10 protein-coding genes are annotated in these 12207 nt (G+C 61.2%); 7 read left to right on the forward strand and 3 right to left on the reverse strand.

All coding sequences use genetic code 11. The features are described from left to right. Positions 1 to 121 precede the first annotated feature (121 nt). The 3 genes from dapE to K0H47_RS02685 all read left to right on the forward strand — a co-directional run bounded on the left by dapE (position 122) and on the right by K0H47_RS02685 (position 2537). The gene (gene dapE, locus K0H47_RS02675) at positions 122 to 1273 is read left to right on the forward strand and encodes a succinyl-diaminopimelate desuccinylase (RefSeq protein ID WP_063032923.1); all 1152 of its coding nucleotides are present in this window, start codon (positions 122 to 124) and stop codon (positions 1271 to 1273) included. Continuing rightward, positions 1273 to 2082: a putative RNA methyltransferase gene (locus K0H47_RS02680; protein WP_063032925.1), complete on the forward strand. Its 810-nt coding sequence runs from the start codon at positions 1273 to 1275 to the stop codon at positions 2080 to 2082. Before dapE ends, K0H47_RS02680 begins: the two co-directional genes overlap by 1 nt. A gap of 77 nt (positions 2083 to 2159) precedes the next feature. Further along, complete coding sequence (locus K0H47_RS02685; RefSeq protein WP_010176770.1) at positions 2160 to 2537, forward strand: hypothetical protein; 378 nt, start codon at positions 2160 to 2162, stop codon at positions 2535 to 2537. A gap of 172 nt (positions 2538 to 2709) precedes the next feature. Here K0H47_RS02685 and K0H47_RS02690 read toward each other — a convergent pair whose 3' ends face one another. Continuing rightward, complete coding sequence (locus K0H47_RS02690) at positions 2710 to 2919, reverse strand: cold-shock protein (RefSeq protein WP_017479430.1); 210 nt, start codon at positions 2917 to 2919, stop codon at positions 2710 to 2712. A 193-nt stretch (positions 2920 to 3112) separates the two neighbouring features. Here K0H47_RS02690 and plsB point away from each other — a divergent pair, with 193 nt between their 5' ends. The 3 genes from plsB to K0H47_RS02705 are packed head-to-tail and all read left to right on the forward strand — an operon-like array spanning position 3113 to position 6788. Next, on the forward strand, positions 3113 to 5617 hold the full coding sequence (gene plsB, locus K0H47_RS02695) for a glycerol-3-phosphate 1-O-acyltransferase PlsB (RefSeq protein ID WP_201141117.1): 2505 nt from the start codon (positions 3113 to 3115) through the stop codon (positions 5615 to 5617). Positions 5618 to 5668: 51 nt separating this feature from the next. Continuing rightward, entirely contained in the window at positions 5669 to 6070 is a 402-nt protein-coding gene (locus K0H47_RS02700) for a YbaY family lipoprotein (RefSeq protein WP_017479432.1), read from the forward strand. A gap of 28 nt (positions 6071 to 6098) precedes the next feature. Beyond that, the gene (locus K0H47_RS02705) at positions 6099 to 6788 is read left to right on the forward strand and encodes a DUF4197 domain-containing protein (RefSeq protein ID WP_017479433.1); all 690 of its coding nucleotides are present in this window, start codon (positions 6099 to 6101) and stop codon (positions 6786 to 6788) included. A 411-nt stretch (positions 6789 to 7199) separates the two neighbouring features. On the opposite strand, the gene K0H47_RS02710 is transcribed toward K0H47_RS02705, so the two are convergent. Beyond that, complete coding sequence (locus K0H47_RS02710) at positions 7200 to 10265, reverse strand: efflux RND transporter permease subunit (RefSeq protein WP_219271880.1); 3066 nt, start codon at positions 10263 to 10265, stop codon at positions 7200 to 7202. A gap of 6 nt (positions 10266 to 10271) precedes the next feature. Continuing rightward, positions 10272 to 11372, reverse strand: coding sequence for an efflux RND transporter periplasmic adaptor subunit (locus tag K0H47_RS02715; RefSeq protein ID WP_063032931.1), 1101 nt, complete (start codon positions 11370 to 11372; stop codon positions 10272 to 10274). Between the two features lie 92 nt (positions 11373 to 11464). Between K0H47_RS02715 and K0H47_RS02720 the strand changes: the two genes are divergently transcribed. Then, positions 11465 to 12103 carry a TetR/AcrR family transcriptional regulator gene (locus K0H47_RS02720; protein ID WP_093201173.1) on the forward strand — a complete coding sequence of 213 codons (639 nt, stop codon included), beginning with the start codon at positions 11465 to 11467 and terminating at the stop codon, positions 12101 to 12103. Positions 12104 to 12207 lie beyond the last annotated feature (104 nt).

Below are 12207 nucleotides of genomic sequence, written 5' to 3' on the forward strand. Positions count from 1 at the left end.
GAATGCGCCGGGTCAGTTCATACGTTGTTGACTGACACTCCGTATTCGCGAGCAAGCCCGCTCCCACACAAGCCTCCTCCCACATAAGCCTTGCGCCCTGACATGCTTCTGGAGTTTTTACATGACGGCCCACGCCGACCTTTCGCCGACCCTCCAACTCGCTATCGACCTGATCCGTCGCCCGTCGGTGACGCCGATCGACGCCGATTGCCAGAAGCTGATGATGCAGCGCCTGGGCGACGCCGGTTTTGCGCTTGAGCCGATGCGCATCGAGGATGTGGATAACTTCTGGGCCACCCACGGCAAACACGAAGGCCCGGTATTGTGCTTCGCCGGCCACACCGACGTGGTGCCGACCGGTCCGGTCAAGGCCTGGCAGAACGACCCGTTCGACGCGCTGATCGACGAAAACGGCATGCTCTGCGGCCGTGGCGCGGCCGACATGAAAGGCAGCCTGGCCGCGATGCTGGTCGCCTCCGAGCGTTTCGTCACTGACTACCCGGACCACAAGGGTTCGGTGGCTTTCCTGATCACCAGTGACGAAGAAGGCCCGGCACACCACGGCACCAAGGCTGTGATCGAACGCCTGGCAGCCCGCAAGGAACGCCTGGACTGGTGCATCGTCGGCGAACCGTCGAGCACCACCCTGGTGGGCGACGTGGTCAAGAACGGCCGTCGCGGCTCCCTCGGCGCCACCCTGACCGTGCGCGGCGTGCAAGGCCATGTGGCCTACCCGCACCTGGCGAAGAACCCGATCCACCTGGCCGCTCCGGCCCTGGCCGAACTGGCCGCCGAGCATTGGGACGACGGCAACACCTTCTTCCCGCCCACCAGCTTCCAGATTTCCAACCTCAATTCCGGCACCGGCGCCACCAACGTGATCCCGGGTGACCTGACGGCGGTGTTCAACTTCCGCTTCTCCACCGAGTCCACCGTCGAAGGCCTGCAGCAGCGGGTCGCGGCGATTCTCGACAAGCATGGCCTGGACTGGCATGTGGAGTGGGCGCTGTCGGGCCTGCCGTTCCTCACCGAACCGGGCGCGTTGCTCGATGCCGTCTCCGCCAGCATCAAGGCCGTCACCGGCCGCGAGACCAAGGCGTCCACCAGCGGCGGCACTTCCGACGGGCGCTTCATTGCGACCCTCGGCACTCAGGTTGTAGAGCTGGGCCCGGTCAACGCGACCATCCATCAGGTCAACGAGCGCATTCTCGCCAGCGATCTAGATGTACTGACCGAAATCTACTACCAGACCCTGATCAAGTTGCTCGCCTGATGCTCGCTTGCCCTATTTGCAGCGCACCGCTCCATGAAGTGGACAATGGCGTGGCTTGCCCGGTCGGGCACCGTTTCGACCGCGCGCGCCAGGGCTACCTGAACCTGTTGCCGGTGCAGCACAAGAACAGTCGGGACCCGGGCGACAACCTGGCAATGGTGGAAGCGCGCCGCGACTTCCTCAACGCCGGGCACTACGCCCCGGTGGCCAGGCGCCTGGCCGAACTGGCCGCAGAACGCAAACCCCAGCGCTGGCTGGATATCGGCTGTGGCGAGGGTTACTACACCGCGCAAATCGCCGACACCCTGCTGCGCGCCGACGGCTACGCCCTGGATATTTCCAAGGAAGCGGTCAAGCGTGCCTGTAAGCGCAACCCCACGGTGACCTGGTTGATCGCCAGCATGGCCCGAGTGCCGTTGGCCGATGCCAGTTGCCAGTTCCTTGCCAGTGTCTTCAGCCCGCTGGACTGGCTGGAGGCCAAGCGCCTGCTCAGCCCGGGCGGTGGTTTGATGAAAGTCGGCCCCACCAGCGGCCACCTGATGGAACTGCGTGAGCGTTTGTACGACGAAGTGCGCGAGTACACCGACGATAAGCACCTGGCGCTGGTACCGGACGGCATGAGCCTGCAACACAGTGAAACCCTGGAGTTCAAGCTCAGCCTGGCCGATCCCAAGGACCGCGCCAATCTGCTGGCGATGACCCCCCACGGCTGGCGCGCCAGTGCCGAGCGCCGCGCCCAAGTGATCGAGGCGGCCGAACCGCTGCTGGTCACTGTGTCGATGCGCTACGACTATTTCGTGCTTCAATAACCCATTATTTGCGGGCCTCTCGGGGCCTGCGCTGAATCCGCGAATGGATTTTCAAAATCCCGCAATGAGGAACATCCATGCGCCAACCTGATATCGAGATTTACCTCAAGGACGCCGACGTCGACCACAAGGCCATCGCCGCCTGGCTGGGCGCCGCCCTGGGCCCGTGCACCGATTGGGTCCAGCGTGGCCAGACCTACAAGTGCACAGCCGGCAGCGTGCCGGTCACCTGGCTGCCGAAAGCCGTAGGCAAATGGAACAGCCTGTACCTGGAAAGCGACCAGACCCCGTGGGAAGACGACATCGCCTGCGCTCGTGCGGCCTTTGCCGCGCTGAACGTCGAAGTGCGTTGCGCACCGGGCAGCTGGGTTGAGGAAGAAGGTGAAGAAAGCGCAGATACCTGGATTCGTATCAGCGAAGACGGTGAAGAGCAGATCACCTGGAAAACGGCATAAGGTCAGGCTAACAAGGCCTCAATGTGCAAACCCAATCAAATGTGGGAGCTGGCTTGCCTGCGATGGGCCCACCTCGGTCATTCAGCCAAACCGCGGCGATGCCATCGCGGGCAAGCCCGGCTCCCACATTTGACCGGGTTCCCACATTTAAAGGTGCGTCGTGCTTATCGGCTTACAGGCCCACCACATCCTCAGCCTGCAAGCCCTTCTCGCCTGTCACCACGGCGTACTCCACCTGCTGGCCTTCAGACAATGAGCGATGCCCTTCACCGCGAATGGCGCGGTAGTGCACAAACACATCCTTGCCATCTTCCCGCTGTATAAAGCCGTAACCCTTGGCGTCATTGAACCACTTCACATTGCCGGTTTCGCGCGTTGCCATCTGTTTTGCTCCCACATGCTTTTTATAAGTACGTTTATTGTTGAGTCGTCGCAGTTGAACTGCCGAGTATAAGACAGGCTCAAAAAGCTTCAACTCAAGATTACTTCGCCGCTTTTTTGCCGATTTTCGGTGAATACGGCACACTAGCGGCCCGAGCATCTGCTCGGTTTTTCCCACTCAAAGCAGAAGCCGTATGACCCGCTCTCCCTTTCGCCGTCTGGTATTTGGCACCTTGCGTCGGCTGTTGTACCTCTGGGTTCGCTCAGAGACGATCAACCAGTCGTCCCTTACCCTCAACCTCGACCGCAGTCGTCCGGTGTTTTACGTCCTGCAATCCCCGTCCCTCACCGAATTGGCGGTGGTTGATACCGAATGTACCAAGGCCGGCCTGCCGCGCCCGGTGCTGCCGGTATCGGTCGGCCCGTTGATGGAACCGGCGGCCTTCTTCTACCTGACGCCCGACCCCGACTGGCTCGGCCGCCAAGACAAGCGTGGCGCACCGCCCACCCTGACCCGCCTGGTGGACGTACTCACCGAACACGCCGAAGAGAATGCACAGATCATTCCAGTCAGCGTGTTCTGGGGCCAGTCGCCCGACAGCGAGTCCAGCCCGTGGAAACTGCTGTTCGCCGACAGTTGGGCCGTGACCGGCCGCCTTCGCCGGCTGCTGAGCATCCTGATCCTGGGCCGCAAGACCCGGGTGCAATTCTCCGCGCCCATCAACCTGCGTGAATTGATCGAGCACAATAAAGGCCACGAACGCACCGTGCGCATGGCCCAACGCATCCTGCGGGTGCACTTTCGCAACCTGAAAACCGCGGTGATCGGTCCCGACCTGTCCCACCGGCGCAACCTGGTGAAAGGCCTGGTCAACATGCCACTGGTGCGCCAAGCGATCCTCGACGAGGCCGAACGCGAGAAAATCACCCCCGAAAAAGCCAAGGCCCAGGCCCTGCGTTACGGCAACGAGATCGCCTCGGACTACACCTACACCGCCATCCGCTTCCTGGAAGTGGTGCTGAGCTGGTTCTGGAACAAGATCTACGACGGCATCAAAGTCAACAACATCGAGGGCGTGCAAAAGGTCGCACAGGGTTACGAGGTGATCTATGTACCGTGCCATCGCAGCCATATCGACTACCTGCTGCTCTCCTACCTCCTGTTCAAGAATGGCTTGACCCCGCCGCACATCGCCGCCGGGATCAACCTGAACATGCCGGTGATCGGCAGCCTGTTGCGCCGTGGCGGGGCGTTTTTCATGCGCCGTACTTTCAAGGGCAACCCGCTGTACACCTCGGTGTTCAACGAATACCTGCACACCCTGTTCACCAAGGGTTTCCCGGTGGAGTACTTCGTCGAAGGCGGACGCTCGCGCACCGGGCGCATGCTGCAACCGAAGACCGGGATGCTGGCGATCACCCTGCGCAGCTTCCTGCGCTCCTCGCGCATGCCCATCGTGTTTGTGCCGGTGTACATCGGCTATGAGCGAGTGCTGGAAGGCCGGACTTACCTCGGCGAACTGCGCGGCGCCAGCAAGAAGAAAGAGTCGATTTTCGATATTTTCAAAGTGGTCGGCGCCCTCAAGCAGCGCTTTGGCCAGGTCGCGGTGAACTTCGGCGAACCGATCAAGCTGGCGGAATTCCTCGACAGCGAGCAGCCCGACTGGCGCGCCCAGGAGCTGGGCCCGAACTACAAGCCGGCGTGGCTCAACGAAACCACCAACCGCCTCGGCGAGCGGGTGGCGCAACACCTGAACGAAGCAGCGGCGATCAACCCGGTGAACCTGGTGGCATTGGCGCTGCTGTCCACCACCCGCCTGGCCCTGGACGAACAGGCCATGGCACGCCAGCTGGATCTGTACCTGGCGCTGCTGCGCAAGGTGCCCTACTCGCCCCACACCACCTTGCCCGAAGGGGACGGCCTGGCGCTGATCAAACATGTAAAGGACATGAAACTGCTGTCGGAGCAGAGCGATGCCCTGGGCAAAATCCTTTATCTGGACGAGCAAAATGCCGTCCTGATGACCTACTACCGCAACAACGTGCTGCACATCTTCGCCCTGCCGGCGCTGCTGGCGAGTTTCTTCCAGAGCAGCTCGCGCATGAGCCGCGAACAGATCCTGCGCTACACCCGCGCGCTCTACCCGTACCTGCAATCGGAGTTGTTTATCCGCTGGACCCTGGACGAGCTGGACGCGGTGGTCGACCAGTGGCTGGAGGCCTTCGTCGAACAAGGCCTGCTGCGCTTCGAGAATGAGGTGTACCTGCGCCCGGCCCCGAGTTCGCGGCATTTTGTACTGCTGACGCTGCTGTCCAAGAGCATCGCTCAGACCCTGCAACGCTTCTACATGGCCATCTCGCTGCTGCTCAACAGCGGCCAGAACAGCATCAGCGCCGAAGAGCTGGAAGACCTGTGCACCGTCATGGCCCAGCGCCTGTCGATCCTCCATGGCCTGAATGCCCCGGAGTTCTTCGACAAGAGCCTTTTCCGACATTTCATCCAGACATTGCTGGAGCAAGATGTACTGCGCCGCGACGAGGCCGGCAAGCTGAGCTATCACCCGCTGCTGGGTGAGCTGGCCGAAGGCGCGGCCAAGCGTGTGTTGCCGGCGGATATTCGCCTGTCAATTCGCCAGGTGGCCCTGCATCGCAGCGAAGACGCGGCAGACAAGCCCGTCGTCCCCGAAGAAACACACTAGAGTGACCGAGGCGCCAGGGTGTTTCTGGCGCCGCTGACAAGGAGCTGTACCATGAAAAAAATCATCCTCCTGGGCCTCACCGCCCTGCTGGGAGCCTGCCAGACCATGAGCCCCGCCCCCAAAGCCAGCCTCGACGGCGAAGTGTTCTACCTGCAACGCATCGCCCTGCCGCCCGCCGCCACCTTGAGTGTGACCCTGCAAGACGTGTCCTTGATGGACGCCCCGGCCGTGACCCTGGCCGAGCAGAAAGGCCCGGTGAAAGGCCAGGTGCCGCTGCCCTTCCACCTGAGCTATGACCCGGCTCAGGTCAAGCCCGGCCACAGTTACTCGGTCAGCGCTCGCATCGAACTGGATGGCAAGCTACTGTTTATCACCACCGAACGGCACTCTGTGCAGTTGAACGGCCAGGATCCACAACCGCTGCGCGTACGCGTGGATGCGGTTGCACACTGATTAAAAATTCGAACATAAGGAAGCGTCCATGCTCCGTAACTCCCTTCGCCTAACGGCCCTGTGCGCCGGCCTGCTGCTCGGTGCCAACGCCATGGCCTTGTCCCTCGGTAGCCTGTCCCAGGGCGACGCCACCGGCGGCCTCAAGGATGCACTGACCCAAGGCGCGCAGATTGCCGTGAAACAACTGGGCGTGCCCGGCGGTTTCAGCAACAACCCCGAAGTGAAGATCGGCCTGCCGGGCAAGTTGGGCAAAGTCGCCGACAAACTGAAAATGTTCGGCATGGGTGACCAGGTCAACCAACTGGAAGCCAGCATGAACAAGGCGGCTGAGTCTGCCGTGACCCAGGCTCAGCCGATCCTGGTAAATGCGGTGAAAAACATGAGTGTGACCGACGCCAAGGGCATCCTCACCGGCGGCCAGGACTCGGCCACCCAGTACCTGAACAAAAGCAGCCGTGACGAGATTCGGGCCAAGTTCCTGCCGATCGTCAAGGCGGCCACCGACAAGGTTGGCGTTGCTCAGCAGTACAACGCCCTCGCGGGCAAGGCGGCGACCTTTGGCGCGATTGATGCCAAGAGTGCCAACGTCGAAAGCTACGTGACCGAACAGGCGCTGGACGGGCTGTTCAAGATGATTGCGCAGCAGGAAGAGACCATTCGCAAGAACCCGGCAGCCGCGGCTACCAGCTTGGCAAAGAAGGTGTTTGGCAGCTTGTAAGCCAACAGAATCGCCCCTCTGCCCGGGGGGCGATCACTTTCTCTGTTGCTATGCGCTGCGAACGAGGGATAACGACCCCATCGCAACCAGCCCGAAGTTGATTTTTCCTGTGTGGTAGTCAGAACTCGTTGAACAGGGTTTCGGCGGGCATGCGGGCTCTGGCGGCCTTGTCTCGCACGGCTTTGGCTTCGAGCACTCGGGCTGTGGCGGTTTAGGAGGGCGGGCAATCATTCGTATGATGGAACAAATACACATAGGGCAATCCTTCAATCCATTTAGACGTCTTCACTTACCAGCTCCAGCGACCGCCAGAACCGGCAGATCAAAATACCTGCAATCAGGTAGTCCCTAAGTGGAAGGAACGTCCGAAAACGTTCCCTGCCCTGCCTTGGAATATGGAGGCTGCCCGCCTTACACCACGTCCTTCTTGATCCTGAACCAGGCCGCGTACAAGGCCGGCAGAAACAACAGCGTCAACGCCGTCGCCACAATCAAACCGCCCATGATCGCCACGGCCATCGGCCCGAAGAACACACTGCGGGACAGCGGGATCATCGCCAGCACGGCCGCCAGCGCGGTCAGCACAATCGGCCGGAAGCGTCGTACCGTCGCCTCGATAATTGCCTGCCAGGGTGCCAGGCCCGCCTTGATGTCCTGTTCGATCTGGTCCACCAGGATCACCGAGTTGCGCATGATCATCCCCGACAGCGCGATGGTCCCCAACATCGCCACGAACCCAAAGGGTTGGCGGAACACCAGCAGGAACAGTGTCACCCCGATCAAGCCCAACGGAGCGGTGAGAAACACCATCGCCGTGCGCGAGAAGCTGCGCAGTTGCAGCATCAGCAAGGTCAACACCACCACGATAAACAGCGGCACACCGGCCTTGACCGAGTTCTGCCCACGGGCGGAATCCTCGACCGTGCCGCCGACTTCCAACAGGTATCCATCCGGCAGTTCAGCGCGCACGCCTTCCAGCGTCGGCAGGATCTGCTGGACCAGGGTCGCCGGTTGTTCCTTGCCGTAGATATCCGTGCGGATGGTCACCGTCGGCAGGCGGTTGCGGTGCCAGATGATGCCTTCTTCAAAGCCGTATTCCAGGGTCGCAATCTGCGACAGCGCAACGCTCTTGCCGTTGTCGGTCGGCACCGCCAGGCTTGGCAGCAGCGACAGTTCAGTACGTTCATGAACAGTGCCGCGCAGCAGGATTTCGATCAACTCGTTGTCCTCGCGGTACTGGCTGACGCTGGAACCGGTGAGGGAACTCTGGAGGAATTTCGACAGGTTGGCAGTGCTCACACCGAGTGCGCGGGCGCGGTCCTGGTCGACGTTGAGGTAGACGATCTTGCTCGGTTCTTCCCAGTCCAGGTGCACGTTGACCACGTGGGTATTTTCGCGAACCTTGGCCGCCACTTTCCGCGCCAGGGCCCGGACTTCTTCGATGTGCTCGCCCGTTACCCGGAACTGCACGGGGTAGCCAACGGGTGGGCCGTTTTCAAGGCGCGTGACCCGCGAGCGCAGGTCCGGGAATTGTTCGTTGAGGGTCTCGATCAGCCAGGTGCGCAGGCTTTCGCGCTCCTCGATGGTTTTGGCCAATACCACAAACTGGGCGAAGCTGGCGGCCGGCAGTTGCTGGTCCAGCGGCAGGTAGAAACGTGGCGAGCCCGTCCCCACGTACGCCACGTAGTTCTCGATGCCGGCATGTTTCTTGAGCAGGGCCTCCAGGCGTTTGACCTGGTCCGCCGTGTTGCTCAAGGACGCGCCTTCCGCCAGTTTCAAGTCGACCATCAGCTCCAGTCGCCCGGACGCCGGAAAGAACTGCTGGGGCACGAAGCGGAACAGCGCCACCGAGCCGATAAACAGCAGCAAGGTCAGGACGATCACCGTCTTGCGCCGACGCACGCACCATTCCACCAGGCGCCTTACGCGCTGATAGAACGGCGTGCCGTAGGGATCCGGTCCGTCGGTGCCATGCTTGGCCGCATGAATCTTCGCCAGGTCCGGCAGGAGTTTTTCCCCCAGGTACGGCACGAACACCACCGCGGCGACCCACGAGGCCAGCAGTGCGATGGTCACCACCTGGAAGATCGAGCGGGTGTATTCACCGGTGCTCGATTGCGCCGTGGCAATCGGCAGGAAACCCGCCGCTGTAATCAGCGTGCCCGTCAGCATCGGGAAGGCGGTGCTGGTCCAGGCGAAACTCGCAGCCTTGAGCCGGTCGTACCCCTGTTCCATTTTGATCGCCATCATTTCCACGGCGATGATCGCGTCGTCCACCAGCAAGCCCAGTGCTAGCACCAATGCGCCGAGAGAGATTTTGTGCAGGCCGATGCCAAGGTAATACATGGTGGCGAAGGTCATGGCCAACACCAGCGGAATCGCCAGGGCGACCACCATGCCGGTGCGCACCCCCAGGGAGAAGAAGCTCACCAACAGTACAATCGCCAGGGCCTCCGCCAGTACCTGGACGAATTCGCCGACACTGGTTTTTACCGCTGCCGGCTGGTCCGACACCTTGCGCAGTTCCATGCCGGCAGGAAGGTTCTTCTGCAGGCGTGCGAATTCGTTTTCCAGGGCCTTGCCCAGCACCAGGATGTCGCCACCGTCGCGCATGGCCACGGCCAGGCCGATGGCATCGGCGCCCATGTAACGCATGCGCGGTGCCGGTGGATCGTTGAAGCCGCGATAAATCTCGGCCACGTCGCCGATGCGGAACGTGCGATCACCGACGCGGATCGGGAAGTCGCGAATCTCTTTAACGGTCTTGAAGTTGCCGGAAACCCTTAGCTGCACACGCTCGCTCGGGGTTTCAAAGAAGCCGGCGGTCGACACTGCGTTCTGCTCTTGCAGCGCCTGTTGAACGGCAGCCAGCGGCAAGCCGAGGGTGGCGAGCTTGAGGTTGGACAGCTCGATCCAGATCTTCTCGTCCTGCAAACCCAGCAGTTCGACCTTGCCGACATCCGGCACCCGTTGCAGCTGAATCTGGATACGGTCCGCGTAGTCCTTGAGCACGGCATAGTCGAAGCCGTCGCCGGTCAGGGCGTAGATATTGCCGAAAGTGGTGCCGAATTCATCGTTGAAAAACGGGCCCTGGATATCCGGCGGCAAGGTCTGGCGAATATCGCTGATCTTCTTGCGCACCTGGTACCAGAGGTCCGGGATCTGCGCGGAATGCATCGAGTCCCGGGCCATGAAGGTGACCTGGGATTCGCCGGGGCGCGAGAAGGAAACGATGCGCTCGTAGTCGCCGGTCTCCATCAGTTTCTTTTCAATACGCTCGGTGACCTGGCGTGACACTTCCTGGGCGGTCGCCCCCGGCCAATTGGTCTTGATTACCATGGCCTTGAAGGTAAACGGCGGGTCTTCGCTTTGTCCCAGTTTGGTGTAAGACAAGGTGCCGACCACTGCCAGCAGGATCATCAGGAACAGTACGATCTGGCGATTACGCAACGCCCATTCGGAAAGATTGAAACCCATCGGGGACTACTCCTTGGCCGCCAGACTTACCACTCGGTTGGAGCGATCCACCGGGCGCACTTGCTGGCCCTCATGGAGTACATGCACACCGGCAGCGATCACCCAGTCGGTAGGGTTCAGGCCTTCCAGCACCGGCACGGTCTTCTCGCCAAAGGCACCGATGCGCACCGGTGTGCGCTTGAGGGTGTTGTCGGGTTGTACCACCCAGACGTAGGACGCCCCGTTCTCCGCGCTGAGGGCAGACAGTGGCACCGCCAAAGGAATCACGCCGTCGGCCTGTATGAATACGCGAGCGCTCTGCCCCAGTTCCGCAGGCACCTTGCCGCCGGTAAACGCGACACGGGCAGCGAAGGTTCGCGACTTTGGATCGGCGGCGGGCGACAGTTCGCGGATGCGGCCGTTGAAGCGCTGGTCGGGCTGGCTCCATAACTCCACGGACACCGGCTGGCCAATCTTGAAGCGCCCGAAGCTTTGCTCCGGCAGGCTGATCAGCACTTCCCGCTCGCCGTCGGTGGCGAGGGTGAATACGGTCTGGCCGGCAGACACCACCTGGCCGACTTCCACCGCACGCTTGGCGACCACGCCATCTTGCGGGGCCCGCAGCACGGCGTAACCGGCCTGGTTATTGGCCACGTCGAATTCGGCCTTGATCTGCTTGAGGCGAGCTTCACCGGAACGGTAGAGGTTTTCGGAATTGTCGTACTGGGAACGGCTGACCATCTGACGGTCCATCAGGGTCTTGTAGCGATCACGCTCGGCGCGCACCAGGCTCAGGTTCGCCTCAGCGGCGGCGACCTGGGCGCGGGTAGCTTCGAGTTGCAGGCGTACGTCCTGGGGATCGAGTTCTGCCAGAGGTTGGTTGGCCTTGACGCGCTCGCCCTCTTCCACCAGTCGTCGGCTGACTTTGCCGCCAATGCGAAAGGCCAGGTCGGGTTCATAACGGGCACGCACCTCACCGGGATAGCTGTCGGAAGCCTGCGCCGAAGGCTCTGGCTGAACCACCATGGCCGGGCGGACGGTGGTTTGCGCGGCTTCTTCATGGCCACAGGCAGCCAACAGGAATAACAAGCTGGCAGGCAACGCGAGTGGCAGGAAATAGCTGCGCATGCTGAAGGACCTTTCGCTAATAGTGCTAGGAATAATTATACTGGCCAGTATGTTATTAATACCAAACTCACCAGTCCAGTAATAAAGTGAAAATGTCCGACAATCCTGTAAACACCAATAGCCCCGGGCGTCCCAAGGACATGGCAAAACGCCAGGCGATCCTCGATGCGGCGAAGATCCTGTTTTTGAGTAATGGGTATGCCAGTACCAGCATGGATGCGGTGGCGGTGGAGGCCGGGGTGTCGAAGCTGACGGTGTACAGCCATTTCACCGACAAGGAGACGCTGTTCTCGGCGGCGGTGGTCGCCAAGTGCGAAGAGCAGTTACCGGTGATGTATTTCGAGCTGCCCGAAGGTATGCCGGTGGAGAAGGTGCTGCTTAACATCGCACGCGGGTTTCATGTGCTGATCAACAGCGAGGAGTCGGTGAACCTGCATCGGTTGATGATGACTTCCGGGAGTCAGGATCCGAAGTTGTCGCAGATCTTTTTCGAAGCTGGGCCGATGCGTATGTTGCAGGGGATGGAGCGGCTGCTCTGTAAGATCGACCAGAGTGGCGCATTGCGTATTGCCAAGCCGTTCACCGCGGCGGAGCATTTTTTTTGCTTGCTCAAGGGGACGGCGAATTTTTGTTTGCTGTATGGATGCGGGGGGCAACTGAGCGCAGAGGCGGCCGAGGAGCATGTGCAGGAGGTTGTGGGGTTGTTTATGCGGGCTTATCGGGCTTTTTGAACTGAGTACATATCCGTTATTTAGGTAACGGCCACTTAGGGTTCCGCTCTTACAGCGGCTCACTTTTGAAAAGCGCAAAAGTAAGCAAAACGCTCTTGCCCCAC

It is taken from the genome of Pseudomonas sp. Xaverov 83, from assembly GCF_019352905.1.
Lineage (GTDB): Bacteria > Pseudomonadota > Gammaproteobacteria > Pseudomonadales > Pseudomonadaceae > Aquipseudomonas > Aquipseudomonas yamanorum.